This is a genomic window from Massilia cavernae (assembly GCF_003590855.1).
Classification (GTDB): domain Bacteria; phylum Pseudomonadota; class Gammaproteobacteria; order Burkholderiales; family Burkholderiaceae_D; genus Telluria_A; species Telluria_A cavernae.
Genome location: NZ_QYUP01000107.1, coordinates 18361 through 45244 on the forward strand (window position 1 = coordinate 18361; position 26884 = coordinate 45244).

25 protein-coding genes, 1 other RNA gene and 1 pseudogene are annotated in these 26884 nt (G+C 65.1%); 9 read left to right on the forward strand and 18 right to left on the reverse strand.

Annotated elements, in window-relative coordinates; translation table 11 throughout:
• Positions 1–9 precede the first annotated feature (9 nt).
• Positions 10–2370 (reverse strand): penicillin acylase family protein, encoded by a 2361-nt coding sequence (locus D3872_RS10840; RefSeq protein ID WP_370660962.1) that lies wholly within the window; start codon positions 2368–2370, stop codon positions 10–12.
• Between the two features lie 233 nt (positions 2371–2603).
• On the opposite strand from D3872_RS10840, the gene D3872_RS10845 reads away from it, so the two are divergent.
• Positions 2604–2891, forward strand: coding sequence for a hypothetical protein (locus D3872_RS10845; RefSeq protein ID WP_119810777.1), 288 nt, complete (start codon positions 2604–2606; stop codon positions 2889–2891).
• A gap of 9 nt (positions 2892–2900) precedes the next feature.
• Here D3872_RS10845 and D3872_RS10850 read toward each other — a convergent pair whose 3' ends face one another.
• From D3872_RS10850 to ubiD, 7 genes are all read right to left on the reverse strand, one after another.
• Positions 2901–3764, reverse strand: coding sequence for a DUF2334 domain-containing protein (locus D3872_RS10850; protein ID WP_119810778.1), 864 nt, complete (start codon positions 3762–3764; stop codon positions 2901–2903).
• 26 nt (positions 3765–3790) lie between these two features.
• Positions 3791–4930 (reverse strand): glycosyltransferase, encoded by a 1140-nt coding sequence (locus tag D3872_RS10855; protein WP_119810779.1) that lies wholly within the window; start codon positions 4928–4930, stop codon positions 3791–3793.
• Between the two features lie 146 nt (positions 4931–5076).
• Positions 5077–5667 (reverse strand): recombination mediator RecR, encoded by a 591-nt coding sequence (gene recR, locus D3872_RS10860; RefSeq protein WP_119810780.1) that lies wholly within the window; start codon positions 5665–5667, stop codon positions 5077–5079.
• A gap of 13 nt (positions 5668–5680) precedes the next feature.
• On the reverse strand, positions 5681–6007 hold the full coding sequence (locus D3872_RS10865; RefSeq protein ID WP_119810781.1) for a YbaB/EbfC family nucleoid-associated protein: 327 nt from the start codon (positions 6005–6007) through the stop codon (positions 5681–5683).
• Positions 6008–6063: 56 nt separating this feature from the next.
• On the reverse strand, positions 6064–8217 hold the full coding sequence (locus D3872_RS10870) for a DNA polymerase III subunit gamma/tau (RefSeq protein WP_119810782.1): 2154 nt from the start codon (positions 8215–8217) through the stop codon (positions 6064–6066).
• 184 nt (positions 8218–8401) lie between these two features.
• Positions 8402–8500, reverse strand: an RNA gene (ffs, locus tag D3872_RS10875) — signal recognition particle sRNA small type.
• A 54-nt stretch (positions 8501–8554) separates the two neighbouring features.
• Positions 8555–10054: a 4-hydroxy-3-polyprenylbenzoate decarboxylase gene (gene ubiD / locus D3872_RS10880; RefSeq protein WP_119810783.1), complete on the reverse strand. Its 1500-nt coding sequence runs from the start codon at positions 10052–10054 to the stop codon at positions 8555–8557.
• A 469-nt stretch (positions 10055–10523) separates the two neighbouring features.
• Between ubiD and D3872_RS10885 the strand changes: the two genes are divergently transcribed.
• From D3872_RS10885 to D3872_RS10915, 7 genes and pseudogenes are all read left to right on the forward strand, one after another.
• Positions 10524–11495: a lytic transglycosylase domain-containing protein gene (locus tag D3872_RS10885; RefSeq protein ID WP_119810784.1), complete on the forward strand. Its 972-nt coding sequence runs from the start codon at positions 10524–10526 to the stop codon at positions 11493–11495.
• A gap of 62 nt (positions 11496–11557) precedes the next feature.
• A pseudogene (locus tag D3872_RS26440) lies at positions 11558–11773 on the forward strand (hypothetical protein); the annotation flags it as partial.
• A gap of 122 nt (positions 11774–11895) precedes the next feature.
• Positions 11896–12279, forward strand: a complete 384-nt coding sequence (locus D3872_RS10895) for a type II toxin-antitoxin system RelE/ParE family toxin (protein ID WP_119810785.1) — start codon at positions 11896–11898, stop codon at positions 12277–12279.
• On the forward strand, positions 12260–12565 hold the full coding sequence (locus D3872_RS10900; protein WP_119810786.1) for a helix-turn-helix domain-containing protein: 306 nt from the start codon (positions 12260–12262) through the stop codon (positions 12563–12565). The genes D3872_RS10895 and D3872_RS10900 overlap by 20 nt, the downstream gene beginning before the upstream one ends.
• A gap of 90 nt (positions 12566–12655) precedes the next feature.
• Positions 12656–13762, forward strand: coding sequence for a saccharopine dehydrogenase family protein (locus tag D3872_RS10905; protein ID WP_220476929.1), 1107 nt, complete (start codon positions 12656–12658; stop codon positions 13760–13762).
• A complete protein-coding gene (locus D3872_RS10910) occupies positions 13759–14229 on the forward strand; it encodes a DUF2269 family protein (protein WP_119810787.1) in 471 nt (156 codons plus the stop codon). The genes D3872_RS10905 and D3872_RS10910 overlap by 4 nt, the downstream gene beginning before the upstream one ends.
• Positions 14226–14600: a DoxX-like family protein gene (locus D3872_RS10915; protein WP_119810788.1), complete on the forward strand. Its 375-nt coding sequence runs from the start codon at positions 14226–14228 to the stop codon at positions 14598–14600. Before D3872_RS10910 ends, D3872_RS10915 begins: the two co-directional genes overlap by 4 nt.
• Positions 14601–14670: 70 nt before the next feature.
• Here the strand turns inward: D3872_RS10915 and nusB are convergent, their stop codons facing one another.
• The 3 genes from nusB to ribBA are packed head-to-tail and all read right to left on the reverse strand — an operon-like array spanning position 14671 to position 16811.
• Complete coding sequence (gene nusB / locus D3872_RS10920) at positions 14671–15141, reverse strand: transcription antitermination factor NusB (protein WP_119810789.1); 471 nt, start codon at positions 15139–15141, stop codon at positions 14671–14673.
• A 34-nt stretch (positions 15142–15175) separates the two neighbouring features.
• A complete protein-coding gene (ribH, locus tag D3872_RS10925) occupies positions 15176–15655 on the reverse strand; it encodes a 6,7-dimethyl-8-ribityllumazine synthase (RefSeq protein WP_119810790.1) in 480 nt (159 codons plus the stop codon).
• A gap of 43 nt (positions 15656–15698) precedes the next feature.
• On the reverse strand, positions 15699–16811 hold the full coding sequence (gene ribBA, locus D3872_RS10930) for a bifunctional 3,4-dihydroxy-2-butanone-4-phosphate synthase/GTP cyclohydrolase II (RefSeq protein WP_119810791.1): 1113 nt from the start codon (positions 16809–16811) through the stop codon (positions 15699–15701).
• Between the two features lie 129 nt (positions 16812–16940).
• Here ribBA and D3872_RS10935 point away from each other — a divergent pair, with 129 nt between their 5' ends.
• Positions 16941–19757 (forward strand): M16 family metallopeptidase, encoded by a 2817-nt coding sequence (locus D3872_RS10935; RefSeq protein ID WP_119810792.1) that lies wholly within the window; start codon positions 16941–16943, stop codon positions 19755–19757.
• A 7-nt stretch (positions 19758–19764) separates the two neighbouring features.
• On the opposite strand, the gene D3872_RS10940 is transcribed toward D3872_RS10935, so the two are convergent.
• From D3872_RS10940 to D3872_RS10970, 7 genes are all read right to left on the reverse strand, one after another.
• A complete protein-coding gene (locus D3872_RS10940) occupies positions 19765–20391 on the reverse strand; it encodes a riboflavin synthase (protein WP_119810793.1) in 627 nt (208 codons plus the stop codon).
• Positions 20392–20398: 7 nt separating this feature from the next.
• The gene (gene ribD / locus D3872_RS10945; RefSeq protein ID WP_182915771.1) at positions 20399–21475 is read right to left on the reverse strand and encodes a bifunctional diaminohydroxyphosphoribosylaminopyrimidine deaminase/5-amino-6-(5-phosphoribosylamino)uracil reductase RibD; all 1077 of its coding nucleotides are present in this window, start codon (positions 21473–21475) and stop codon (positions 20399–20401) included.
• Positions 21476–21534: 59 nt separating this feature from the next.
• Positions 21535–22086 (reverse strand): GspH/FimT family pseudopilin, encoded by a 552-nt coding sequence (locus D3872_RS10950; RefSeq protein WP_119810795.1) that lies wholly within the window; start codon positions 22084–22086, stop codon positions 21535–21537.
• Positions 22074–22532 (reverse strand): type IV pilin protein, encoded by a 459-nt coding sequence (locus D3872_RS10955; protein ID WP_119810796.1) that lies wholly within the window; start codon positions 22530–22532, stop codon positions 22074–22076. Before D3872_RS10955 ends, D3872_RS10950 begins: the two co-directional genes overlap by 13 nt.
• Positions 22529–25990 carry a pilus assembly protein gene (locus D3872_RS10960; protein WP_119810797.1) on the reverse strand — a complete coding sequence of 1154 codons (3462 nt, stop codon included), beginning with the start codon at positions 25988–25990 and terminating at the stop codon, positions 22529–22531. Before D3872_RS10960 ends, D3872_RS10955 begins: the two co-directional genes overlap by 4 nt.
• Entirely contained in the window at positions 25987–26595 is a 609-nt protein-coding gene (locus tag D3872_RS10965; RefSeq protein ID WP_119810798.1) for a pilus assembly PilX family protein, read from the reverse strand. The genes D3872_RS10960 and D3872_RS10965 overlap by 4 nt, the downstream gene beginning before the upstream one ends.
• Positions 26596–26601: 6 nt before the next feature.
• Positions 26602–26884, reverse strand: a 283-nt coding sequence (locus tag D3872_RS10970) for a PilW family protein (RefSeq protein ID WP_220476930.1), incomplete at its 5' end; no start/stop codon positions are given.

Genomic DNA, 26884 nt, shown 5'->3' on the forward strand with positions numbered 1-26884 from the left:
CCCGTAACGTTAAGGCACCAGAACCAGCGTATGCCTAACGGCCCCCGGAAGGAACGGCGTGGCCTTCCCCTTCACCCAATCCTCATGCCCATTGAGGAAAAACGGCGACAAGGGATGTCCGCTCTGCCCGCCCGGCATATTGAATACGCCTTGCTCCTCGCGTCCCGGCGACACCGTCATGCGCTGCGACTGCCCGAACTTCGCCCCCGCCACGCGCGGCATGTTCGAATCGCCGGGCAGCATATCGGCCGGCGCCGACAGCCACCGTTTCAACACCGGCAGCGCATTCCCGATCGGATGCACGATGGCCGCCTTGTTGCGCTCCCCCCAGCTCGCATCCGCCAGCCGTTTGCCGCCTTCGGTCAGGTCCGCCACGGCCTTGTCCACCGCCGCCAGCTGCATGTCGCGCCAGCTGCGATGCGCCGATGGCAGCCAGCCGGCCGGCTGCTCGTCCAGCAAGCGCGCCACCACCGCTGGCCAGCGCGTACTCGCCGATGCCGCCGTGGCTTTCTCGTCCAGCGCCGCCAGTTCGGAATTGGCGCCGTCGTACAGCACCTCATGCAGCCCCCACATGAAGTGGCGCGCCAGCCGGTAGCCTACCGAATCCACGCTCGCGCGCCCCGTCCAGCTTTCCTGCAGCAGCCGCCTGAACTCGGCGCGCTGCGGTTTGCCTTCGAGCGCCGCCGAGTCCAGCACCTTTAGCGCGCGCTCGCGCCACGGCGCGATGAACAGCGCCCGGTCGTCCATCGCCACGCCATACACGCCGGCGACATCCGCCTTGTCCCCCAGCGCCGCCAGCGCATCGCGCACCTGCCGGTTGCGCGCACCGATATCGAAGCCGCCGTCGCCAATCACCTGTGCGCCCACGCCGCCCAGGGGCCTGCTGTTGGCGGTCGAGAGCTGGCCACTGGCCGGGTTGCGCAGCACAGGGTACGATGCAGGCTCAAGCGGCCCTTGCCACCCTGCCGACGCAGCATTGGCCGCCATCGGGAACGTCGATGCAAGGCCAGGCTGCGCGCGCTGCGCCATCAGTCCGGCAATCGTCCAGCCGATATTGCCCTTGTCGTCGCCGGCCACGAAGTTCTGCGCCGGTATGCCGACGGTCGCCGCGGCAGCCAGCGCCTCATCGAGCGCGTTGACGGTTTCGAGCTTGCGCGGATTGAGGTTGACGGCACCCGGCGCATGGGCGATCCAGTGGATCGCGTAAGTGCGTCCGCCCACCTCGCGCAGCGGCCCTGACGAGGTGGCGCGCACGACGAACTTGTGCGCCGCTTCGCCTTTGACGAGGATCGGCTCGTCGTACAGCACCGGCGTCTCCCAGCCGGCCGGTGTACGCACCTGGCCGGGCCTGGCGGGGTCGGTCGCGATTTCGACCAGGTCGAGGTAATCGCCATAGCTGTTCGTGAATCCCCACGCGACCTTGCCGTTGCTGCCGACGACCACCAGCGGCGGCGCACCCGGCAGGGTCACGCCGGCGACACGGCGCATCGCGCCGCTCGCATCCGGAAAGCGCAGCGCGACGCGGTACCAGGTGTTCGGCAGCTGGATCCCGAGGTGCATGTCGTCCGCGACAATTGCCGCGCCGTCGGTGCTGCGGCTGCCGCCGACCGCCCAGTTGTTGCTGCCGACCGAATCGGCGAAGTCCACCATCGCCAGCTTGGCCGGCTTGCCGGTGCGTGGCTTGCCCCACCACGACGGCGCCTGTTCCGGGATCGGCGCCGGCGGCGCGGGAATGCTGGCCGCGTCCAGCGGTGCGTCCCACTCGGTGGATTCGGGCAGAAGGAAGGCAAGCTGCGCGGCGGTCGAATGGTCGCGGAACCAGCCGCGTGCAAGCTCGCGCGGTTCCTGCATGCCCTGCAGGTCGAAGTACATCGCCCACACCACCAGCAGCGAGTCGGCCGGACGCCATGCGCGTGGCGCGGCGCCGACCACGCCGTATTCGAAAGGCCGCGCCGACAGTGCATTCAGGCCGTCGTTGACGCCGGCCGCGTAACGTTCAAGTAAGCGCTTTTCCTCCACAGGCATGGCCGCCAGCGCCTGCTCGGCGCGGGCGCGGAAGCGGTGCAGGCGACGCGATTTATCGACCGGCAGCGCCTTGGCGCCGAACAGTTCGGCCAGCTCGCCGCCGCCGACGCGGCGCAGCAAATCCATCTGGAAGAAGCGGTCCTGTCCATGCACGAAGCCGGTTGCGTACGCCACGTCCTCGCGGCTGCCGCCGCTGATCAGCGGAATGCCCTGAGCATCGCGCTCGACCATGACTTTCGCCGACAGTCCCGCACCGCGGTGCTCCCCGTCGAGCATGGCAAGGCTGCCGCGCAGGAACAGCCAGGCCGCCACCGCCGCAAGCACGAGCAGCGCCAGCAGGGTCATCAAAATGCGCAGTGTTAATGTCTTCGCGCTTCGCATGGCCATCGTCATCCTTTCGTTAAGTTTCCGCAGGAATATTGCCAGAAAACTTGGGCGGCGGGCCGGAAATTGGAACGACCGACGATCACGCGGTTTCGCGCTGTTTCGATTTGTATCAGGAGTTGAGCACATCGGGCCTGTAGGCTAAATTAAATATGGCGCCATCGTGCGCCGGCCGAAGCCAAGAGGAGGAAATCATGCTTCGATATTCGCTGATATTGGTCGCGGCGCTGGGCACAGCCGCCTGCGCGACCCCGGAACAGCGCGCAGAGCAGATGCGCGTGGAAATGGAACGCATGATCCAGGTGTATGGCCCGGCATGCGGGCGGCTTGGCTATGCCGCCAACTCGGACCAGTGGCGCAATTGCGTGCTGCAACTGAGCGCCAAGGAGGAGATGGAACGCTATGGGCATCATCCGCACTATTACGCTGGCGTCGGGCATTCGCACTGGCGCTTCGGCGGGATGTGGGGTCCGCACTGGTAGGAGTTAGTCTCAGCCAGAATGCGTGTTCGCCACGGAAAGCATGCCGGCGACGCGTTCCTTCGTCAGCGGCTCGTGCGTCTGCAACAGCCGCTCGATGAGCCGCTGCGCATGGCGCACCAGGCGAGGATAGCGCGCGTCTCGTGGATGAAGCGCCAGCCGGATGAGCATTTTCGACGACGGGCTGCCCGCGGACGCAACGCGCATGCGGCACATGGTGTCGGCCACCAGTGGCGACAGCGCCCGCCCGGGCCAGTTGCGCGCCGTATAGACCAGGCTGGGCGAATACAGGCTGGGCAAAGGCCTGCCAGAAGTGCCGGACGGCGCACCATACGGCGCCGCCCCGCCTTGCTGCCTCAACAGGTAAAAGCGGCTGAAGGTCGTCGTATACAAGAACGGTGAGGCACGCAGTGCCCGCCACGCATCCGGTCCCAGCAGCCATGCCGGCGCCACGAATCCGGTAACCGGCCAGCCCCGCTCGCGAAACCAGTCCAGTCCTCGTTCGATCCTTGCGCGTGCCTCGTCCTCATCGATGGCCGCAAATTCACCCTCCTTCTGTGTGTATGCGCGCCGGCGCAGCCAGTCGGCCAGCCCTGTGTATGCCGTCGCCTCGTCGAGATGCGTGTAGCCATGCAAGACCAGTTCGTCGCCGCGCGCCAGCATGCTGGAAAGCCCATGCTCGCACGCCGGCGAACGAACACTGTGTCCGTGGAATTTGGGCACGACCAGCCACGTCAGCGGAATGTCCGTGACCTCCCGCACTGCTTGCGCCAGGCTCAGGCATTCAGCCCAGGTTTCGGGCGCAACGTCATGAATCGACACGCAAAGCGCACCCTTCCCGCTTGCGGCGAACACTGGGTTCAACTCAGTCGTCATCGCGATACTTGCGCCCGGAGGCGCGGCTAGTCAGTCACTACAATCGGTTCCACCTCCAGTTCAGCACGCTCGCGGCTGGCCAGCAAGCCGGCATACCGCCCTAGCAGCTGCGGCAAAACATGCTCCCAGTCGTATTGTTCGCGCGCCTTGCGCAGCGCCTTCCTGCCCATTTCCGCCCTGTCGCAGCCGTAGATGGCTTCGATGCCTTCGCACAGCCGCGCGACGCTGTTGGGCTCGACCAGCAAGCCGGTATCGGTATCGACCAGCTCCGATACCGCGCCCCCTTTCGTGCCGATGACAGGAAGTCCGCATGCCATCGCCTCAAGCACGATGAGCCCGAATGTTTCACGGTCGCCCGGATGCACCAGCACGTCGCAGCTGCCCAGCAGGCGCGCCAGGTCATGCTGGTTGCGCTTGAACGGCACGCAGGTCATTTGCCCGATCTGCGGCAGGTTTCCGCCGCCGCCAATCAGCAGCAAGTGGTACGGCGGCCCCAGCCGGCGTACCGCCTCGATCAGCAAGGGCAGCTTTTTCTCGGCGGTGAAACGGCCCGCGAACACAAGCAGGCGCGTGTCGGGAGCAAGGTGTAAGTGCTCGCGCAACAAGCCGATGCGCCGCTTGGGCGAGAAGGTGTCGACGTCGATGCCGAGCGGCTGATGGACGACGCCGCGGATTCCCATGCCTTCCAGTTGCTTCGCCATCAAGCGGGACGGCGCCATCACGAGGTCGAACTGGCGGTAGAGATGGACCAGGTACTTGCGCGCCGCGCCGGCAGCGGCTGCGCCGAAGCGGTCGCCAATGAGCTGCGGCAGGTCGGAGTGGTAGAAGGCGACCGCAGGGATATCGAGCTGGCGCTTGGCCCGCAGCGCCGCCAGCGCGCTGGGCCCGGCGTCCCCGGCTTCGACCAGGTCCGGCTGCAGGCGGCGCAGGATATGCGCCGACGCGCCTGCCGACAGCGGCCAGCGGTAGCCATGGATACCCGGGAGCGCCACGGATGGAAGGTGCACCAGCGTGCGGGTCTTGCCGCTGGCCGTCGCTACGTTGGGGCTGAGGATGGTGTGGCGCACCTGTGTGCGCTGCGACAGCCAGCGCGCCTTTGCGTTGAGGTAGGTGCTGACGCCCCCGCCCCTGGCGGCATAGAACATCGTGATGTCGGCGATATGCATGCTAGGCTCACAGTGGTTGAGCCCACGATAGCAGCGCGTGCCGTACCGGGTTTGCGCACGCGCAAACGCGTGGGAGCGTTCTGAAAGGAACTAGTACAGGCGCAAGGCGTCCGCGCCTCGATGGTGTAGATGAGTTCGCCTGACGCTCAGGCGATGCGGCGGTCCAGCATGGCCCGCGCGATGGTTCCCGCGTCCACATATTCAAGTTCTCCGCCGACCGGCACGCCACGCGCGAGGCGGCTTACCTTGAGGCCACGCGCCTTCAGCATTTCGCTGATGTAATGCGCGGTCGCCTCGCCTTCATTGGTGAAATTTGTCGCCAGCACCACCTCGCTGACCACGCCGTCCGTGGCGCGGCCGACCAGCTTTTCGAGGTGAATGTCCTTGGGGCCGATGCCGTCCAGCGGCGACAGCCGTCCCATCAGCACGAAATACAGGCCGCGGAAGGTCATGGTCTGCTCGATCATCAGCTGGTCGGCAGGCGTTTCGACCACGCACAGCAGGCTGCGGTCGCGCTGCTCATCCATGCAGGTGTCGCAGATTTCCTTCTCGGCGAAGGTATTGCACAGCGCGCAGTGGTGCACCGTCTCGACCGCCTGGTACAGCGCCCGCGACAGCATGGCCGCACCTTCGCGGTCGTGCTGCAGCAGGTGGAAGGCCATGCGCTGGGCCGACTTCGGGCCGATGCCCGGCAGGCGGCGCAATGCCTCGGTCAGGAAGTCGAGCGAGCTGGACATGAAAGCGGCCGGTTTAGAACGGCATCTTGAAGCCGGCAGGCAGCTGCATGCCGGCGGTCAGGCCGCTCATCTTTTCGGCCGAAGTGGCTTCGGCCTTGCGCACTGCGTCGTTGAAGGCGGCGGCCACCAGGTCTTCCAGCATGTCCTTGTCGTCGGCCAGCAGCGACGGATCGATGGTGACGCGCTTGACGTCGTTCTTGCAGGTCATCACGACCTTGACCAGGCCGGCGCCCGACTGGCCTTCGACTTCGACCAGCGCCAGCGCTTCCTGCGCCTTCTTCATGTTGTCCTGCATGGCTTGCGCCTGTTTCATCAAGCCTGCGAGCTGGTTTTTCATCATTGCGGTGTTCTCCGAATTCTAGATTAGTACAAAAGGTGGAAAAATGAAGCTGCGGCTCAGGCCGCGGACGCCGGCGGTGGGCGCACCGATCCCTGCACGACGAAGGCGCCGAACTCGCGCATCATCTCCTTGACGAAGGTATCGTTCACAACGGTTTCTTCGGCCTTGCGCTGGCACTCCTCGCGGAAGGCCTGGGCCTCGGCACTGGCGGTGTACCACACCTGCCCGATCTCGGTCTCGACCGCGACCTTGGTGCTGGTGAAGCGTTCCTGCAGCGCCGCCGCCAGCTTTTCGGAATTGCCGCTGGCGCGCAAGGTGTCGATCGGCACGCGCAGCTTGAAGGTGGTGACGTTGCCGTCCACCGTGCATTCGATCAGCTCGGTCTGGAACGCCAGCTGCTGGGACACGCCGCGCAACGGCAGGCTTGATGCCAGCGCCGGCCAGTTGCCGTCCCAGCCGATCGCAGGCACAGGAGTGATCACGTAGGCGTGTTTCGGACGTGCCGGCGCGCGCACCGGTGCGGCGACCACCGCAGGCGCTTCCTGCGCTACCGCGGTGTCGTCGGAAAATTCGGTCACCCACGATGGCGGCTCGTCGTCGGCCGGCTCGTCATGGGTTTGCTGGCGTGCCTGCGGCTGCTGCGGGGCGGCCTGCGGCGCGGCTGGCGGCTCCCACGGCGGCGGCGCTTTCGCTACCGCGGGCGCTGCCGCCTGTGCCAAAGGAGCCGGCGGCGCTGGCGGCGCGACAGGCGCGGGCTGCACGGCCGGCGCCGGAGCGGCTTGCGCGGCTGCTTGCTGGTCCGCCTGGATCGACATGGCGGTCGGCCGCTTCTGGCCGCCGCGTGTACCGCTTCCTGCGCGCGCGGCTTCCAGCGCAGCGTTGATCGCAGCACGCGCGGAAGTCATTGCCGGCGCCGCAGCTGCCGGCGCCGCCTGCTGGACCGGGGCCGCAGGCGCTGCGGGCGCCGGTGCGACTGGCGCCGGCGGCACGACCGCTGCATGGCTTGCGGCGGCGGCCGATTCGGCACGTGCCGGTGCGGGCGCCGGACGCGGCGCGGGCGCGGCGCTGCGTGCCGCCGGCGCGGCAGGCGCCACGCCTTCGGCGCCGCCGTTACCCGGGCGGAAAGCCAGCATGCGCAGCAGCGTCATGGTGAAGCCCGCGTATTCGTCCGGCGCCAGGCCGATTTCGTTGCGGCCGTGGACGGCGATCTGGTAATACAGCTGCACTTCCTGCGGATCGAAGGAGGCGGCAAGGCGCTTGATGTCGGCCAGTTCCGGCAGGTCTGCCGGAATCGCCGCCGGCACCGACTGCGCCAGCGCGATACGGTGCAGCAGCGTGCCCAGGTCCTGCAGCGCGCCGTTGTACGACAGGCTGCGGCTGGCCATTTCATCGGCCACCGCCATCAGGTCGGCGCCATCTTGCGCGAGCAGCGCGTCGAGCAGGCGGATCAGGTAGGACTGGTCGAGCGCGCCCAGCATGCCCTGCACCGATGCCAGCGTCACCTGCCCGGCCGCGTAGGCGATCGCCTGGTCGGTCAGCGACAGCGCGTCGCGCATCGAGCCGTGCGCGCCTTGCGCCAGCAGGCGCAGCGCGGGCTGCTCGAAGGTGATGCCTTCCTGGCCGAGGATATTCTCGAGATGGCCGACGATGTGCCCCGGCGGCATCTGCTTCAGGTTGAACTGCAGGCAGCGCGACAGCACGGTCACCGGGATCTTCTGCGGGTCGGTGGTCGCGAGGATGAACTTGACGTGCGCGGGCGGCTCTTCCAGCGTCTTCAACATGGAGTTGAAGGCGTGGTTGGTCAGCATGTGCACCTCGTCGATCATGTAGACCTTGTAGCGCGCGTTCGATGGCGCATACACGGCCTGCTCGAGCAGCTGCGCCATTTCGTCGACGCCGCGGTTCGATGCCGCGTCCATCTCGATGTAGTCGACGAAGCGTCCGCCGTCGATCGCCACGCAGGCCTCGCACACGCCGCACGGCTGTGCGGTGACGCCGCCGTTGCCGTCCGGGCCGACGCAGTTGAGCGACTTGGCCAGGATGCGCGACAGCGTGGTCTTGCCGACGCCGCGGGTTCCGGTGAACAGGTAGGCGTGGTGCAGGCGGCCCGTGTTCAGCGCATGCGTCAGCGCGCGCACCACGTGCTCCTGGCCGACGAGCGTTTCGAAATTCCTGGGACGGTATTTGCGGGCGAGGACTTGATAGGACATGCTGAGATTTTACCGTATGTGGCGCACCCGGCTCATGGCAAGGATCGCGGAAAGGGGTATTGTATCAGACCGACAAGGGCGGATTTTGGGCAGCAGCGATGCAATGCCGGGGCACTGAAGATAAACCGACGAGGGAGTGTGCTGCGGTGCGGTTCGCATGCGGCGGACCGGGAGAAAAAACGTAAGAGGCGAGCCTGATCTGCGGCACTTATGGTTAACGGCCGTGGCTGCTTCGTTCCCGACCTGACCAGGTTAGCCATGCCACAATGCGCAGGGGCCCGCCAGTCGCAATTATAACCGACCCGCGCGAATTAGGGAAACGCGCGGGCCGCAGCCATCAGATGCCCAGCTCCTGCCAGATCGCGTCGACCCGCTTCTTGACCGCATCGCTCATCTCGATGGTCGTGCCCCACTCGCGGCTGGTCTCGCCCGGCCACTTGTTGGTGGCGTCGATCCCCATCTTGCTGCCCAGCCCACTGACCGGCGAGGCAAAGTCCAGGTAGTCGATCGGCGTGTTGTCGACCAGCGTGGTATCGCGGGTCGGGTCGACGCGGGTGGTGATCGCCCAGATCACTTCCTTCCAGTCGCGGATGTTCACGTCCTCGTCCACCACGACGATGAACTTGGTATACATGAACTGGCGCAGGAAGCTCCACACGCCGAACATCACGCGCTTGGCGTGGCCCGCGTACTGCTTCTTGATCTGCACCACCGCCATCCGGTAGCTGCAGCCTTCCGGCGGCAGGTAGAAGTCGGTGATCTCGCTGAACTGCTTCTGCAGCAGCGGGATGAACACCTCGTTCAGCGCCACGCCCAGCACCGCCGGTTCGTCCGGCGGCTTGCCCGTATACGTGGAGTGATAGATCGGATTGCGCCGCATCGTGATGCGGTCGATGGTGAACACCGGGAAGCTGTCCTGCTCATTGTAATAGCCGGTGTGGTCGCCGAAAGGCCCCTCGAGCGCATGCTCGTAGCCGCTCGGATGGCTTTCGTCCGGGTAGATATGCCCTTCCAGCACGATCTCGGCCGACGCCGGCACCCGCAGTTCGCTACCGATGGCCTTGGTCAGTTCGGTGCGGCTGCCACGCAGCAGGCCGGCGAACTGGTATTCGGACAGGCTGTCCGGCACCGGCGTCACCGCGCCCAGGATGGTGGCCGGGTCGGCGCCCAGCGCCACCGCGACCGGATACGGCTTGCCCTTGGTGGCGATGGCGTGCTCGCGGAAGTCGAGCGCGCCGCCGCGGTGCGCCAGCCAGCGCATGATCACCTTGTTCGGCCCCAGCACCTGCTGGCGGTAAATGCCCAGGTTCTGGCGCTTCTTGTGCGGCCCCTTGGTAATCACCAGGCCCCAGGTAATGAGAGGCGCCACGTCGCCCGGCCAGCAGTGCTGGATCGGCAGGCGCGCCAGGTCGACGTCGGCGCCCTCCCACACGATCTCCTGGCACGGCGCGCCGCGCAGCTCCCTGGGCGACATGTCCCACACCGCCTTGACCAGCGAACCCAGTCCCATCAGGTCGCGGAAGCCTTTCGGCGGCTCGGGCTCCTTCAGGCGCGCCAGCACGTGGCCGATCTTGCGCAGCTCTCCGATATCGTCGGCGCCCATGCCCAGCGCCACCCGGCGCGGGGTGCCGAACAGGTTGCCCAGCACCGGCATGCTGTGCGGCGCGCCGCCCGGTCCGACCGGATTTTCGAACAAAAGCGCGGGTCCGCCAGCGCGCAAAGTGCGGTCACAGACCTCCGTCATCTCCAAAAAGGGCGAAACCGGCACCGAAATGGGCTTCAATTCACCAATTTGTTGCAGCTGCGAAATAAAATCTCGCAAATCAGAATATTTCATCAGGATTGGGGTGTTTTTTGTTTGGGCCGATGTTGTTTAATTATCCAGCCCAAGTAATTGATTTCACAGGATTTTGCTGCGTCGCAGCACGAAAAGTCATACTTAAAAGTCATAAGGCGCAATCGTGTTAGTATTGACTTGATATAAGCCACCCCCTACAATTTGCTCTAACTGATGAGATGGCCACGTCCAAGGCACGATTCTAGCCTGTCTCATACTTCCACGGGGTCGGGGCCCCAACGACATTTTAAGGAGTGTTTCCAACAGGCGTCTGCCTGACCTCCCCCGAAAAAAGTTGTTTAGCTACTGGTCAAATACCACTGGGAACCACCAGCTGAAGCAAGCAATTACGGCGTACATCGCTCGCAACGAGCGGCGATAGACGATATTTCTGATGCACGGCATTAGTTAGCCCGCTGCGCTAAAGCGCGGCGACGGGATAGCTTTTTCCGCGACAAAGGGGAATTCGATGACAAATCGTTTCAACGGGGCGACAGCAAAGCTCGCCCAAACCATGGCCAGCCAGCCGATCACGTGGGCTTCCGTGACCAGGGCCGCCCGTGGCGTGCTGACTACGGCGCAACACACCCTGACCGTTTTCGGCCTGTCTGCAGTAGCGGTTATTGCGCTCCTGTACGGCAATCCAGACCTGGCAAAACAGTTTTACCAATTCGTGGCGCCGGAACCGATGCCGACCGCGCGCGTCGAAGCGCCTGCCCTGTCGGCCCTGATGCCGGTAGCCGACATGCGGGTAGCCGACATGCGGGTAGCCGACATGCGGGTAGCCGACGCCCACGCAGTCGAGGCAGAACCCGCGCCGCTGACGGCCGAAGAAAAAGCCATCCTCGGCAGCAGGAAGCAACAGGAATTTGTTACCTCGTGGCTGTCGCGGCGCTACCGCGTCGCCGGCGACGCGGCCAACATGCTGGTGTCGACGGCCTACGTGACCGCCAGCGAAATCAAGCTCGATCCGCTGCTGATCCTCGCCGTCATGGCAATCGAATCCGGTTTCAATCCGTTCGCGGAAAGCCCGGTCGGCGCCCAGGGCCTGATGCAGGTGATGTCCAAGGTTCACCACGAGAAATTCCAGGAAATGGGCGGCACCCAGGCTGCGCTCAACCCGGTGGCCAATATCCGTGTCGGCTCGCTGATCCTGAAGGAATACGTGCAGCGCGGCGGTTCGGTGGAAGCCGGCCTGAAGAGCTACGTCGGCGCGGCGGCGTTCGAGACCGACTCCGGTTACGGTTCGCGCGTGCTGGCCGAATGGAACCGCCTCAAGCAAGTCGCCCGCGGCAAGAACGTGCCGATCTTTACCCGTCCGCCTGCAACCATGGTCGTGCAGAAGGCGGCTGCTGCGCCTGCGGCGCCTGTCCAGGCGGCGCCGAAGGCCGAGGCTCCGGCGGTCACCGAGGTGAACAGCGAGCAGATCGCAGTCCTGTAATACAGCGCTACCATCATATATAGAGGCCACCGCAGCGATGCGGTGGCTTTTTTTATTTCACCAATTTGGGAATCCCGGCCAAGGTCGGCATGGCGCTGACTGCGCACAAGACCGAAGTCATGTTCATGCGCTACGTTCACACTGAGGACGCCCCGGTGCGTCAAACCGCCGAACTGGTGACGAATCGACCCAAAACAGTCACCGGGTCGCGGCAGGCCGAAGGAGCAACGGCATGTTTGTTGTCGTCCTGCCTCAGCTTTGGCCCGGCGGGCGTCTGACTCGCGGCGCTAGGCGGAATTGTCGTGACAGCGTCGCGACAAATTGCGCATTCGCCTCCGGGGAGGGTGGCAGGACTGGTTAAACATGCCCGCTGCGGGTATAGTTTCAAGGAGCGAGGGGCATGAACGTCCTCAAACGCAAGGACTTCGCGCGGTGGCAAGCAGGTGAGAATCTGCCTGATGCCGCTTTGTGCAAGGCGGTCCAAGAGATGGAGGACGGTCTCATTGATGCGGACCTTGGCGGTTTCCTCTTCAAGAAGCGGGTGGCACGTCCGGGCCGTGGCAAGAGCGGTGGTTATCGCACGCTGCTGTCAGCACGGATTGGCAGTCGTTATGTATTCCTGCATGGCTTCCCGAAAAGTGACAAGGCGAACGTGACGCAGGACGAGAGGAAGGCGTTGCAGTTCGCCGGGAAAGTGTTTCTGAAACTGTCGGCGCAGAACTTGTTAAAGGCATTACAGATTGGTGTTCTGTTGGAGGTATGTTGTGACGAGCAAACTCATTGACTCCCTGCGCGGCGACTTGGCCGCGCTGCAGGATGCTGGCGTGATTGGCAAGGTGACGATGCGCGAGTTCGACGCGATCTGCCCGCCGCCGGTTCGGGAATTCAGTGCGATCGACATCAAGCGACTGCGCGAGAAACTGAACTTCAGCCAGCCAGTGTTCGCGTTGCACCTGCACACCACAGTGTCCACTGTGCGCAAGTGGGAGCAAGGCGACACCCACCCCGCCGGCCCAGCCCTCAAGCTACTGAACATCATCGCTGACAAGGGCTTGCAAGCCATCATCTGACGACTGTTCCAAGCGCCCGCCCCTCCTTGCTCCACCAATATTTCTGTGAGAGCATCGGTTTCGTTTAGACAATCACAACGGCCGACACCTTTGCGCACCCACACCATTCTTGTATTAGGCGGCTACGGCTTTTTCGGCGCGCGGATTTGCCAGGCGCTCGCGACCGATCCCTCGATCAGGCTCCTGATCGGCGGCCGCGATGGAAACCAGGCCATTCGCCTCGCAGCGCAACTCGGGCTGGACCCAGGCCAGGCGCTGGCAATCGACGCCAACGCCGCCGGCCTGGCCGAACGCCTGTCGGCGCTGCAGCTGGCAACCGTCATCCACACGGCCGGACCATTCCAGGGCCAGGACTACCGGGTCGCGCAGGCAGCCATCGCAGCCGGCGCCAATTACATCGACCTGGCCGATGGCCGCGATTTCGTCGCGGGCGTCGGCCAGCTCGACGACATGGCGCGCGACGCCGGCGTCTTCGTCACCAGCGGCGCCAGTTCCCTGCCCGCCCTGTCGTCCGCGGTGGTCGACCGTTACGCACCGCGCTTCCGCGAACTGAGCTCGATCCGCCACGGCATCGCGTCCGGCGCCCGCGCTCCTGGCCTTGCCACCATGCGCGGCGTATTCGGATACTGCGGCAAACCGTTTGAGCGCCCGGCCGGCGGCCGTACCGAGCGAACGCACGGCTGGCTTGACCTGAAACGCCACCACTTCCGGGCCCCGGTCGGCCCGCGCCTGCTGGGAAGCTGCGACGTGCCGGACCTCTCCCTGTTCCCGGCACGCTACCCCACGGTCAAGACGGTGCGTTTCCACGCCGGCTTCGCCAGCATTCCCGGCCACCTGTTCGTCTGGGCCGGCGCACAGCTTGTCCGCTACCGCCTCCTGCGCAGCCTCGCCCCGCTGGTCGCGCCGCTGCACGCCGTCAGCCAGTGGATGGAACCCTTCGTCAGCGACAAGGGCGCGATGTTCGTCGCACTTGGCGGCACCGGCCTCGATGGCCAGCCCCTCAACCTCGAATGGCAGCTGCTGGCGGCGCAGAACCACGGCACGTACATTCCCTGCGGCGCCGCGATCGCGCTTGCGCGCAAGCTGGCGCGCGGCGACAAGCTCCCGCACGGCGCCATGCCATGCATGGGCCTCGTCACGGTCGATGAGTATCTCGCCGCGCTCGAAGGCTTCGACGTACGCGAGGTGCCGGCTTGAGCGTCTACCTCCTTGTCAAATGGCTGCACATCCTGAGCGCCACCATCCTGTTCGGAACCGGCATCGGCATCGCCTTCTTCAAATGGATCACCGACCGCAGCGGCGACGTGCGCGCAATCCGCCTGTCGTCCGAACGGACCGTGCTGGCGGACTGGGTCTTCACCACCCCGGCGGTAATTTTGCAGCTAGTGTCCGGGATCGCGATGGCCCACCTGGCCGGCTTCCCGGTCACGACGGGCTGGGTATCCTGGTCGCTGTTCCTGTACGCGGTCGCCGGCGGCTGTTGGCTGCCGGTGGTGTGGCTGCAGATCCGCATGCGCGCGCTGGCGCGCGTGGCGGACGATGCAGGCTCGCCGCTACCGCCGCAATACTGGGCGTACGCGCGCTGCTGGTTCTGGCTTGGTGTTCCCGCCTTCGCGGCGCTGCTAGTGGTCTACTGGCTCATGGTAGGCAAGCCGGCCGTATGACGGCGATGGATACGCGCCTGTACTGGGCCCTTCGGCTTGGTACGGCCTTCATCTGGATCTGGACCGCGTTCGTGTCCTGGTACGTCCATCCGCATGCGGAGTCCATCGAATGGCTGCGCCGTTCCGGCGTCATCCACTACACCGAACTGGTGTTCATGGCGTCGTGCGTGGCGGACCTTGCGATGGGCGTGGCATCCTGTTTCTACGCGCGGCGCTGGCTGTGGTGGTCGCAGTTCGTGCTGGTCGCAGGCTATACGGTGGTCATCTGCATCGCCCTTCCCGAGTTCGTGTTCCATCCGTTCGGGCCGATCGTCAAGAATGTCTCGGTGCTTACCTGCCTCGCGATACTGGCGCTGTCAGAACGGCGCTGACCATTTCCCAAAATGGAAAAAGCCACCGGCTCGGCGCGCGGTGGCTTTTTTTCATTCAAGGTACAGCAGCTTACTTGCGGTTATGCGCCGCAACCTCGTCCGCGCGCAGCACCGGCGCCAGCTTGTCCAGCACGCCGTTGACGTACTTGTGGCCGTCGATACCGCCGAACGACTTGGTCAGCTCGACCGCTTCGTTGATGACGACGCGGTAAGGGATGTCCAGGTTGTTCTTCAGCTCGTACGCGCCGATCAGCAGCACACCGTGCTCGATCGGCGACAGCTCGGCCACGCCGCGGTCGATCAGCGGGGCGAAGGTTTCGCGCAGCGACACGGAATCCTTGATCGCGCCATACAGCAGCGCCGCGAAATAATCCGAATCGGCCTTGTCGAAACCATGCGCGGCCCGGATGTTGTTGACGATCGTGGATGCCGGTTCATTGTTCAGCAGCCACTGGTACAGGCCCTGCAAGGCGAACTCGCGCGCGCGGTGGCGCGGCGTGCGGTTCTTGCTGGGGTTGGCGTGCGTGGTTTTGTCGTTCATGGTTTCTTACCTGGTCAGTATTACTTTGTTCTTATTAGTCTTCTTCGGCTTGCAAGTCTTCCAGCGCCAGCAGCAGGTTCGCCATTTCCACGGCGACGCGCGCCGCTTCCGCGCCCTTTTCCGCCATGCGCACTTCGGCCTGCTCGTCGGTTTCGGTCGTCAGCACGGCGTTGGCGATCGGCATGCCGTAGTCCAGCGACACACGGGTGATGCCAGCGCCCGATTCGTTCGACACCAGCTCGAAGTGATAGGTTTCGCCACGGATGACCGCGCCCAGCGCGATCAGCGAGTCGAACTGCTGGGTTTCCGCCATCTTTTGCAAGGCCAGCGGGATTTCCAGTGCGCCCGGCACGGTCACGTGCAGGACGTCTTCGTCGGCAATGCCGAGATGTTTCAGCTCGGCCAGGCAGGATGACAGCAGGCCGTGGCCCACGTCGGCGTTGAAGCGCGCCTGGACGATGCCGATGCGCAGGCCGGCGCCAGTCAGATTGCTTTCATAAGTTCCTACGGTCATGTCGGCCCCTCTTTTTATGTTTGATTGATTGAATAGTACCGCGTCAGGCGGCCGGTTTGGCGAGATAACCCGTCACTTCGAGGTTAAAACCGGTCATCGACGGCATTTTGCGCGGGCTGGCCAGCAGCTGCATCTTGCCGACGCCCAGTTCCTTCAGGATCTGCGCGCCAATGCCGTAGGTGCGCAGGTCCATGCTGGCGGCGCGCGCCTGCGGACGGGTATTCGGCGAGTCGAGCGCGGCGAACTGGGCAAACAGTTCGTCGGCGCTCTCGCCGCAATTGAGCAGCACGATGACGCCACGCTCGGATTGCTTGATGGCCTGCATCGCCGAGGTGATGGTCCACGAGTGCGTGGTGGCCTTGTCTTCCAGCAGATCGAGGATGGAGACCGGCTCGTGCACGCGCACCAGCGACTCCAGGTTCGGCGCCAGGTCGCCATGCACCATCGCCATGTGGGCGTTGCCGCTCGGCTTGTCGCGGAAGGCGATCAGGCGGAACTCGCCGAACGAGGTCGAGAGCGGACGCTCGGCCACGCGTTCGACCAGGCATTCGTTTTCGCTGCGGTAGTGGATCAGGTCGGCAATGGTGCCGATCTTCAGGTTGTGCTCACTGGCGAACTCCAGCAGGTCCGGCAGGCGCGCCATGGTGCCGTCGTCCTTCATGATCTCGCAGATCACCGAGGCGGGCGTCAGGCCGGCCATTTCGGTCAGGTCGCAGCCGGCTTCGGTATGGCCGGCGCGCATCAGCACGCCGCCCCTCTGGGCTTTCAGCGGGAAGATGTGGCCCGGCTGGACGATGTCGTCCGGCTTGGCGCCCTTGGCCACCGCGACCTGGATGGTCTTGGCGCGGTCGGCGGCGGAAATGCCGGTGGTGACGCCTTCTGCCGCTTCGATCGACACCGTGAAGTTGGTGCCGAACGAGGTGCCGTTACGGGTCGTCATCATGCCCAGTTCGAGCTGGCGGCAGCGCTCATCGGTCAGCGTCAGGCAGACCAGGCCGCGCGCATGCTTGACCATGAAATTGATCGCTTCAGGGGTCACGAAATCGGCGGCAAGCACAAGGTCGCCTTCATTTTCGCGATCTTCTTCGTCGACCAGGATGACCATGCGTCCTGCGCGCAACTCGGCAACGATTTCCTGGGTGCTGGAGATAGACATTGGGATTCCTCAGAGAGATGCATCAAGAGCGTAATCCGCTATTTTAATGGATTTACCGGCGGGATGGCTTGGGGAGCTCATGAAGGAGTAGAATTCCGGCATCAAGACCCCGCCAAGGATGACGTGCCGATGACCACAAGCTTCGTAAAGACAGTCTGCGTTAGCGCCTTCCTTTTCGCTTACAGCATGGCCGCGCAGGCCGCGATCAACCTGGCCGACACCATCCCGGTGGGCCCGCAGGTCAAGGTCGGGAAGCTGGCAAACGGCCTTACCTACTACATCCAGAAGAACGCCAAGCCTGAAAAGAAGCTCGAACTGCGGCTGGTGGTCAAGGCCGGCTCCATCCTCGAGGACGAAGACCAGCTGGGCCTCGCCCACTTCACCGAGCACATGGCCTTCAACGGCTCGACCAACTTCCGCAAGCACGAACTGGTGTCCTATCTGCAGTCGATCGGCGTCAAGTACGGCGCCGACCTGAACGCCTACACCAGCTTCGACGAAACCGTCTACATCCTCCCGATCCCGACCAACCGCAAGGCCAGTGTCGACAAAGGCTTCCTGGTACTGAAGGACTGGGCCAGCGGAATCACCTTCAACCACGCCGACATCGACAAGGAACGCGGCATCGTGCTGGAGGAACTCCGGCTCGGCAAGGGCGCCAGCGACCGCATGAACAAGGTGCTGCTGCCGAAGATATTCAACGGCTCGCGCTATGCGGAGCGCCTGCCGATCGGCACCGAGGCGGTGCTCGCCAACTTCAAGTACGACGCCATCAAGCGCTTCTACAAGGACTGGTACCGTCCCGACCTGATGGCCGTGATGGCCGTCGGCGACATCGACCCGAAGGTGGCGGAAAAACTGATCCGCACCCATTTCGGTTCGCTCAAGAACCCGGCCAAACCGCGCCCGCGCGAATATGCCGCGATCCCGGTGCGCTCCGAAACCGAGGCGGTGATCATCACCGACAAGGAAGCGAGCAGCGACAGCCTGCTGATCCGCTACCCGGTGCAGGAAGACATCGAGCAGCCGACCTTCGGCGAATACCGCGAAAAGCTGATCGAGGGGATCTTCGCCGGCATGCTGAGCCAGCGCATACAGGAACTGTCGCAGCAGCCCGTCCCCCCCTTCATCGGCGGCGCCAGCAACATCAGCCGCCTGACCGCGCGCTACAAGTCGTACACCGCCTTCGCGGCGCTGGGCAAGGGCGGCGCCACGCCCGCCATCGACGCGCTGGTGCAGGAGAACGAGCGCGCGCGCCTGTTCGGCTTCAGCGCGGCGGAGCTGGACCGCGCCAAAAAAAACCTGATGCGCTTCTACGAACGCGCTTACAACGAGCGTGACAAGACCGACTCGGCCAGCTACGTCGCCGAGTACGTGCGCAACTTCCTCGAGCAGGAAAGCATCCCTGGCATCGCCAACGAATACCGCTACGTGCAGGAGCTGGTACCGGGCATCACGCTGGAGGAGATCAACCGCTACACGCGCGAAACGATTCCCGACCGTTCGGCCAAGCTGGTGGTCTACATGGGCAACACGAATACCGAGACGCCGATCCCGACCAGCGAACAGCTGCTGGCATCGGTCGCCGCGGCCGAAAAGGCGGCGGTGACGGCCCATGACGAAAAAGCGGTCGCCGCCGACCTGCTCGACCAGCTGCCGAAGGCGGGCAGCATCGCCAGCGAAACCCACGACAAGGCGCTGGGGCTGACCCGCCTGACGCTGTCGAACGGCGTCAAGGTGATCCTCAAGCCCACCGACTACCGCAACGACCAGGTCTTGATGAGCGCCGTGCGTTTCGGCGGCCAGATGCTGTTCGACGAAGCGGACGCGTTCAACTCGCGCTACGCCAGCTCGATCGTGGCCAGCATGGGACTGAAGAACTATTCGCCGCTGGACCTGCAGAAGGTCCTGGCCGGTAAGACCGCCTCGGTGCGCGCGGGCCTGGGCAGCAATACCGACATCGTCAGCGGCAGCGCGGGCATCAACGACATCGAAACCATGCTGCAGCTGGTGCACCTGCAGTTCAACGGGGTGCGCCGCGACGGCGACCTGTACAAATCCTTCGTCGCGCGCCAGGTCGATGCCGCGCGCAATGCGCTGACCCAGCCCGAAACCGTGTTCCGCGACGCGATCATCACCACCCTGTACGACAACCATCCGCGTGTGGCGCGCACGCCGCGGCCCGACGACTTCGCGAAGGTCAGCCTCGACCGCGCGATCGACATCTACAAGGCGCGCTTTTCCAGCGCCAAGGGCCTGACCTTCATCCTGGTGGGCAGCTTCGACGTCGCCGCCATCAAGCCGCTGATCGCCACCTACCTGGCCAGCCTGCCGGTGCCGGACATCCCGGTGATGGCCAGGGACACCGGCGTGCGCCCGGTTGCCGGCATCGTGAAGAAGGAAGTGCGCAGCGGGTCGGAAGACAAAGCCAACGTGTCGCTCAACTTCACCGGCAGCGCGCACTTCTCGGAAGAAGAACAGCTGCGCTTCCATGCGCTGCTGGAAGTGATGAACATCCGGATCACGGACATCCTGCGCGAGAAGCTGGCCCTGATCTACGGCGGCGGCATGAACGGCAGCTTCAACAAGATCCCGTACGAGCACTACGCGATCGCGGTGTCGTTGCCGACCGGTCCGGCCAATGTCGACAAGGTGCTGGCCGCGACCTTCGCCGAAATCGAGCGCATGAAGGAAAAAGGGCCGGACGTGGCGGACCTGAACAAGGTCAAGGAAAACTGGGTGCAGATCCACCAGAAATCGCTGCGCGAGAACGGCTACTGGATCAACCACCTGCAAAGCGCGCTGCTGCACGAGACCGATCCGGGGATAATCCTGACCTACGAAAAGCAGGTCGCGGCCATCACCCCTGCACAGCTGAAGGAAGCCGCGAAGCGCTACTTCAACCTGAACAACTACGTCCAGATGGTGCTGTACCCCGCGAAGTAAGCGGCGCTTACGCCTTCAGCGACAGCATCCGTTCGACGTAGCGGGCGATCAGGTCGATCTCGAGGTTAACGGCGCTGCCGGCGCGCAGGTGCTTCAGCGTGGTCATCGAAATGGTGTGCGGGATCAGGTTGATCGAGAAGCGGCACACCTTGCCCGCGCCGGTATCGACATCCTCGACCCGGTTGACGGTCAGCGACACGCCGTTGACCACCACCGAACCCTTGAACGCAAGGAAGCGCGCCAGGTCCTGCGGCGCGTCGATCACCAGCTCCCACGATTCGCCGACCGGCTCGAAGCGGTGCACGCGCCCCAGTCCATCGACATGGCCCGACACCAGGTGGCCGCCCAGGCGCTCGGCGAGGGTCAGCGCCTTTTCCAGGTTGACCTCGCCCTCCGCATCCAGGCCAGCGGTGCAGTTCAGGCTTTCGCGGGAAACGTCCACGCTGAAGGCCGTGCCGGTCTTCTCGACGACGGTCATGCAGGCGCCGTTGATGGCGATCGAGTCGCCCAGCGCGACGTCCTGCAGCGGCAGGCCGCCCGCATCGATATCCAGGCGGACGCCCGCGTCCAGGCCGCCCTCGAGCGGTTTCACGGAAGTGATTTTGCCGATAGCGGCGACGATTCCAGTAAACATGCGGCTTCTATTCCTGTTGTTGGGTGAATCTTGCAAGGATACGCAGGTCTTCGCCAACCTGCTTCACCTCGTGAAATTTGAGGGTCTTCTTCGCGTCCAGCCGGTCCAGCGGCGCCAGCGCGAACATGCCCTGGGCGTCGCCGATCAGGCACGGCGCGATGTACAGCAGCAGCTCGTCGACGCAGCCTTCGCGCACCATCGAGCCGTTCAGCTTCAAACCGGCTTCGACGTGCAGCTCGTTGATCTCGCGGCGGCCAAGCTCCCGCATCAGCGCCGGCAGATCGACCTTGCCCGACGCATTCGGCAGGTGGATCACTTCGTGTCCAGCCGCCTGCAGCGCCGCCTCCTTTGCCGGGTCACGCACGGCGGCCACGATCCAGGTGCCGCCGCCTTCCAGCACGCGCGCGCCCATATCGATCTCGAGCCGGCTGTCGACCACGATCCGGCGCGGCTGGCGCGGCGTATCGACCGCGCGCACGTTGAGCTGCGGGTCGTCGGACTTGACGGTGCCGATGCCGGTCAGGATGGCGCATGCGCGCGCCCGCCACGCGTGGCCGTCGGCGCGCGCCTCCGGCCCGGTGATCCACTGGCTTTCGCCGCTGTGCAGCGCCGTCATGCCATCCAGGCTGGCCGCCGTCTTCAGGCGCACCCATGGCCGCCCGCGCTGCATGCGCGAGAAGAAGCCTATGTTCATTTCCCACGCGGCGTCGGCCAGCACGCCGGAGCTGACCGCGATGCCGGCCGCCTGGATTTTGGCCAGGCCCTGCCCCGCCACCAGCGGATTCGGATCCGTAACGGCAGCGACCACGCGGCCAAGGCCGGCGCGCACCAGCGCGTCCGAGCATGGCGGCGTGCGGCCATGGTGGTTGCATGGCTCGAGCGTGACGTAGGCGGTGGCGCCGCGCACGTCGTGGCCGCGTGCCTCGGCGTCGCGCAGGGCCATGATTTCAGCGTGGGCCTGTCCGGCCGGCTGGGTGTGCCCCATGCCTATCACTTCGCCGCCGCGCACGATCACGCAGCCAACGCGCGGGTTCGGCGAGGTGGTGTACATCCCCTTCGCGGCCAGTTCGAGCGCGAGCGACATGCCCTGGGTATCGTCGAGTATCTGCACGGTTCCTTCGAAATCGGTGAGCGTAAAAAAGATTAGGGCGGATCGGCCCCGGTGCAGCTGGCGCCGTCCAGCGCCGGATTGCACGCGCGGGCGCGTCCGAGCATGTTGATTTTAATACGCCGCACCTGTCCGTCCGTGGACAGCGACAGCGTTCCCCAGCGCGCGGCCATCGTACTGGCATGGCTGCAGCTGCGTCCACCGCCATTATATGAAATGTAATCGGGAGTTGCCGGGCTGGTGAAAGTCGACCTGACGGCGATACCGTCGGCCAGCGGGCCATGCACGGCCACCAGTTTATCCCCGGCCGACGGCCTGCCGTCGCCGTCCGCGTCGACGAACACCGTCCAGCCATCCCGCCAGTCGGTCGCGGTGGGCGTCATGTACACGCGCCTGCCAAGTGCGATGGCGTGCGAACGCGTAAGGTCGATGGCGCCGAACATGTCGCCCAGCGCGGTCCGGAGCTGCTGCTGCCGCAGCAAAGCGCCAAGGTTGGCAACGGCCACACCCAGCAGGATGGCTGCGATCGAGGTCACGACCATCAGTTCAACCAGCGAGAAACCGCGGTGGCGTTTCACGGCCAGCATCGGGTGGAGCTTCCGCTTGCACTGCGCCGGCCTATGCTGTCCGCGCGCAGCGTGCCGCATTCGCTGTCGCGGAACTGCGCGTCGACCCGTTCGGTGCCGGGCAGCGCAGTGATTTCGATGCATTCGCCGATGTCGCTCCCTTCGCAGGCCTGGCCGCGCAGTTCGTAGGCGCTACCCTGGCTGGTCGGGCCGGACCACCACTTGAACCTGCGCGGATCGGTATCGTCCGTATCTGCCGAAAAGGCCACGTAGGTATTGTGCTGTGAATAGTGGCGTTCCTGCTGCTGGAGAATATCCAGCAGCGCAAGCTTGCCTTCGGCGCGGCGCGAACGCGTGACGTAGCTGGCGTACGACGGATACGCCACCGAAGCGAGGATGCCGACGATAGCCACTGCCACCAGCAAATCGGCCAGCGTAAATCCCCGGTCCGCGAATTGCGTTTTCATTTTTTCCCCTTCGCTTTTCTGGTTGCATTCTCATGCAGCTCCTGCCAGTTGGCGACCTCGCGCCAGCTGAGCCGCCCTGTGGGCGTTTTCAGCTTTACCTGCATGGCAGACGATAATTTGCCGCGCGCTCCGAGCCGCACGAAGCTGACCGTGCGCGTCGATACTGCGCCGCCAGTCGGGTCGCGTGGGGCTGCAGACATGCCCAGCTCCATCACGAGGGGCGCTGCCCCGATCCCCGAATGCACGACAGCGCCGGTTTCCTGGCCGGACACGGCGTAGCCTTCGCCGGAATAGGCCAACCCGCTCACAGCGTCGACGACGTAGCTGCGGATAACAGCAGGGACGCACGCGTCGGTGCCGGGAGCTAGCGTATCGATGACTGCGGCCCCGGAAGCCAGCAATGGCGGCGCGGCGGCACGTTCACCCTTGCCGAGCGAGCCGGGGAAATCGAAGTACCAGCCTTTGCGCGCACCGGTTCCTTCAAAGCGCAGGGTTTCGCCGCTGATCGCGTACGGCCCCTGTCCCGCCAGCACCCGGCGCGCCAGTTCGCTGCGCCCCTCGATCGGTACGACAGGTGTCTGCACACTGTCGCGGATGCCGTAGAACGACTGGTCGCCGAACGATGCCGGATCGGCGTCGGTATGTTCGAGGAACTTTCCGGTGCCTGCCAGGACGATGTAGCCGCCGCCTGGCGCGAACACGACGCGCGGCGCGTGCGTGATCGGCTGCCGCTGGCCTGCGGCGTCGCGCGCGACAAACAGCGGCGTGGTCTTGGGCCCCGGCCCGGCCGCCTTGGTCCACGCGGACGGCTTGCCGGTGAAATCGAAGCGCCACAGGTTGCCCTGCAAGTCGCCCGCGTAGGCGTATCGGACGGTTCCGTTGGAAGCCAGCGCCAGCGCGGGCGGGGACAGCGCATTCGGCAGGGCCGGGTCGGACACCGGCGTGACCAGCTTGTAGTAGTTGACGCCAGCCTCCCACGGCTCGGACGGAAGCTTGTCCAGCGAGAGCAGGAAAAGCGCGCCGCGCGCCGCATTGGCGCCGCCATTGACCTTGTAGTTATTGAGCCCGCTGGACACGACCGCAAAATAGCGGACGACCGGCCTTCCCTCGCTGGTGCCGACCTGGAACGCGGCAATCGACGGCGGGCTTCTCACATGGCCGATGGAGGGATCGTCGCGTTCCGTGAACTCCCACAGCGCGCCCAGGCCCGAGGCAAAGGCGGATGGATTGGTCACGTCCAGTGCGAATACACCGCGCGCTCCAGTCCCCATTCCCGAAGCGAGCACGGTTCGCCATTTGCCCCTGGCCAGCGCTTCGCCGTGGCCCGGGCTCGCGTCCACGTAAGCGCGGTGCACATAGCCGGGTCGGGTCAGCTCAGGCAACGCTGGCAGCAGCGTGTTCGGGACATAGGCAAACAACTCGGTGCCGGTTTCGATGTCGAAGGCGTGCAGCATGCCGTCGTTCGCTCCGATGTACGCGGCGCCGCGCCGTTTCCCGGCGGCCGAGTGGAACTGCGCGTAGCTTGCGCCCTGCCCTGCGCCCGACGGTGCGCCGACCAGGGCCGGTACGCTGTGAATGAAGTCTCCAATGACAGACGCGCGACGGCGGAATACGCCGCCCGGATTCCCGATTTCGCGTGTCCGGACTCCGCGCAGGAAGTCGATCCTGGCCTGGCCCAGGCCATCTCCGTTGAACGTCGCCTTCACCGCGTCCGGCAGCTTGTCGAACCTGAATTCGACAGTCGAAGCGCGTCCCTCGTCATCGTAGACGAGCGTATGGATCTTGCGTTCCTCCGGCGCCGGCATCGCTTTCCCGGCATCCCATGAAGGTGACGCAACGTCGGCGGCGAGATCGAAGCGGCGCAACGTCCCGGCCGATTGCGACCGGTCGTAACCCGACTGGATGAAATAGCTGCCCGTTCCAGCCGCCTGCGCGGCCACTTCACCGCCCGGCATCCGCGCCTGCGCCAGCATCGAGCGCACGGACGGCACGATGGCGTGAGGATCACCGCCAGAGAAGAATCCGGACGGAACGCCGCGGCTGTCGTAGCTGCCGGGCGCTGCTCCATATTTCGTCGCCAGGTACAACGCGCTTCGGCCCGTAACCGACGGGGCGCCGATCTCCAGCGCCAGTGTTTCGATCCGCACTTCCGCATCCTTGCGGATCGCATTCGTGTAGGCCCAGGAGGCGGCTCCAGCGAGGTAAAAGCTGCCGATGCCGGCCGGGCCGTCGCCCAACAGGTCAAGCCGGTCGATCGCCTCCTTGTCGCCGACGCTCCGTGTCGCCTGCATCACGTCGAACTGGCTTGCCACGTTTTCGCTCGGCCGGGGCTTGTCCTCGCGGCTGGACTGCGTATTGCCCGGCAGGTAGCGGTCAAGTTCGAAGCTTGAATGGCCGATCATGGCGATGCTGTTGCGCTGGCATGCCGCGGCAAGCGGATCCTCCCGCGTACTCCATACCGCCAGCCCATCGTCGGAAGCCACCGCTGGAATCGCGGGAGTGGGCGGACGGCCCTGCAGGTAGCGCAGCCCCTCGTAGAACAGCTCCGCGCCGGGATCGGTGGACTTGTATGCGCCGAACCTTCCCACCGCACTCCGGCCAAGCAGGTTGATGTAGTTGATTGCGCCTTCCTCGTTACCTGCCAGCGGTGCGCGCAGCGCGCCGCCATAAGCGTTGATGTCATCCTTGCCATGATCGGTCAGGTATCCCATGACGCCAGTGCGCATCAGCGCGCGGTTTTCCTGCAGCGCGCCTTCCGGCTTGAAGCCTCCCTTGTTACCGGTGCAGAGCCCTTGCCGCGAATCGCTGTCGTCCTTGTCGCAGACCTTCACGCGGACATCGAACTCGCCCAGTCCCTTGTCCTCGCAACCGGTTCCGCTTGCGCTGCGGCTGAACAGGATGCGGTTGCGGCACGAGACGATGTAGACAGGCCCGCCATCGAACGGCGTGACAGTCGCTGCGACCTTGACCGACTTGCGCGGAAAATGCAGCGGATGCGCGTGGAAGTCCGGATGAAATGTTCCATCCGGCAGCCATGCCCGCTGCAGGACGGTCTGTCCGCGCTCATCGACCACGCGGTCGCCCCCGGTCAGGCCAAGGCGAAGCAAATCGAGCGTCGTCATGGACGCCCAGTTGAGCATATTGCCGCTGAAGGAATCGCCACCGCATTGCCCGTCCGTGGCGGCTTCCTTCGAAATCATGAAATATCCAGCAGTCGCGTAGCGGTAGCACATGCGGTGGTTGAAATAGCCGTCGTAGGCGATGGCCGCGTCGTACTCCCCGCGGTACGCGGCTCCCGCGTCCGCATAGGTGAGCGACAGCCCAAGCAACACGTTGGGTAGCACTCTGCTGCCCGGCAGGCCAACCTGGCCATCGGGAACGTCGAGCAATGGCGTCGCCGCGCGCGCGAACGGCGCGGGCCAGAGCAAGACTATCAAGAGGATGAATACCGCCCTCATCGCACGCCCGCCGTGCTCTTCCGGTAGAACGACTGCAGCACGACACGCGTCGTCGGACGCGTGCCAAAGCCCACTGCGGTGATCCGGTAGAAATTGGAAGGAGGTTGGCTGGCGTCTTCGCCCGCGCGCGCGAAGGGCATCAGTTCGATGATGTAGCGCGGCGGCTGCGCAGGCAGGGTTCCCGCTCCGGACGGCATCCTCGCGCCGGTGAACGTGCCGTAGGTGACCGCACCGGCATCGTCGTCACCCAGCTTCGCCGAAAGCCATGCCGGCACGCCTGGAGATTCAACCCTTGCGCAAAGGCCCTGCCCCGGGTCGCCGTTGCGCCGCCCGCAGCCCTCCGCGAAGCCGAAAGCACTTCCCGGTGCGAACATCGCAGCGCGCGCCGAACCGGGTTCTGCCGATTCGATATCGCGCTCGGCGTCGGCCAGCGCCGCCTCCGCCGCCTGCAGCGCGATATGGCGGTCACGCTCGTTGCGCGCGGACTTCTCCGCGTTGAGCGCGGCGGTGATGGAAGACGCCGCGACGATCAGCACCGCCACCAGCACGAACAGTACGGTGACAAGCGCAGCGCCACGGGTGCGGTCCTGGCCTGGATGTTCCATGCGCGCTCACCTCGGCGGATTGCGCAGCATGATCGTCGACGAGAACATGCGCCGCTCGCGCTCGCGCAGGTTTCCGGGCATATCCGCCTCGCTGATGCGCGTGCCGAAATCGACGCTGCCCAGCGCGTCGCCGTAGGCGGGGCCGAACAGATCGTAGACGACAGGCCTGGCGTCAGCCCGCACGCGGCGGCCGCCATGCAGCACGAGCCCCACCTTGATGCTGGCCACGCGTTTCCAGTGCGTCCGAGTGCGCAGGTCAAGTTCGCGCTCCGCCTCGTTCGCGCCCGCG

Bases quoted from the DNA above. Each gene is read 5' to 3' on its own strand.
- D3872_RS10850 (WP_119810778.1), bottom strand. From the start codon at position 3,764: ATGACGACTGAGTTGAACCCAGTGTTCGCCGCAAGCGGGAAGGGTGCG.
- D3872_RS10870 (WP_119810782.1), bottom strand. From the start codon at position 8,217: ATGTCCTATCAAGTCCTCGCCCGCAAATACCGTCCCAGGAATTTCGAA.
- D3872_RS10955 (WP_119810796.1), bottom strand. From the start codon at position 22,532: ATGAAAACGCAATTCGCGGACCGGGGATTTACGCTGGCCGATTTGCTG.
- D3872_RS10885 (WP_119810784.1), top strand. From the start codon at position 10,524: ATGACAAATCGTTTCAACGGGGCGACAGCAAAGCTCGCCCAAACCATG.
- D3872_RS10865 (WP_119810781.1), bottom strand. From the start codon at position 6,007: ATGATGAAAAACCAGCTCGCAGGCTTGATGAAACAGGCGCAAGCCATG.
- D3872_RS10855 (WP_119810779.1), bottom strand. From the start codon at position 4,930: ATGCATATCGCCGACATCACGATGTTCTATGCCGCCAGGGGCGGGGGC.
- D3872_RS10845 (WP_119810777.1), top strand. From the start codon at position 2,604: ATGCTTCGATATTCGCTGATATTGGTCGCGGCGCTGGGCACAGCCGCC.
- D3872_RS10940 (WP_119810793.1), bottom strand. From the start codon at position 20,391: ATGTTTACTGGAATCGTCGCCGCTATCGGCAAAATCACTTCCGTGAAA.
- ribD (WP_182915771.1), bottom strand. From the start codon at position 21,475: ATGTCGCTCGCGCTCGAACTGGCCGCGAAGGGGATGTACACCACCTCG.
- D3872_RS10965 (WP_119810798.1), bottom strand. From the start codon at position 26,595: ATGGAACATCCAGGCCAGGACCGCACCCGTGGCGCTGCGCTTGTCACC.
- ribH (WP_119810790.1), bottom strand. From the start codon at position 15,655: ATGACCGTAGGAACTTATGAAAGCAATCTGACTGGCGCCGGCCTGCGC.
- D3872_RS10950 (WP_119810795.1), bottom strand. From the start codon at position 22,086: ATGCTGGCCGTGAAACGCCACCGCGGTTTCTCGCTGGTTGAACTGATG.
- D3872_RS10895 (WP_119810785.1), top strand. From the start codon at position 11,896: ATGAACGTCCTCAAACGCAAGGACTTCGCGCGGTGGCAAGCAGGTGAG.
- nusB (WP_119810789.1), bottom strand. From the start codon at position 15,141: ATGAACGACAAAACCACGCACGCCAACCCCAGCAAGAACCGCACGCCG.
- D3872_RS10935 (WP_119810792.1), top strand. From the start codon at position 16,941: ATGACCACAAGCTTCGTAAAGACAGTCTGCGTTAGCGCCTTCCTTTTC.
- D3872_RS10840 (WP_370660962.1), bottom strand. From the start codon at position 2,370: ATGACCCTGCTGGCGCTGCTCGTGCTTGCGGCGGTGGCGGCCTGGCTG.
- recR (WP_119810780.1), bottom strand. From the start codon at position 5,667: ATGTCCAGCTCGCTCGACTTCCTGACCGAGGCATTGCGCCGCCTGCCG.
- ribBA (WP_119810791.1), bottom strand. From the start codon at position 16,811: ATGTCTATCTCCAGCACCCAGGAAATCGTTGCCGAGTTGCGCGCAGGA.
- ubiD (WP_119810783.1), bottom strand. From the start codon at position 10,054: ATGAAATATTCTGATTTGCGAGATTTTATTTCGCAGCTGCAACAAATT.
- D3872_RS10960 (WP_119810797.1), bottom strand. From the start codon at position 25,990: ATGAGGGCGGTATTCATCCTCTTGATAGTCTTGCTCTGGCCCGCGCCG.
- D3872_RS10915 (WP_119810788.1), top strand. From the start codon at position 14,226: ATGACGGCGATGGATACGCGCCTGTACTGGGCCCTTCGGCTTGGTACG.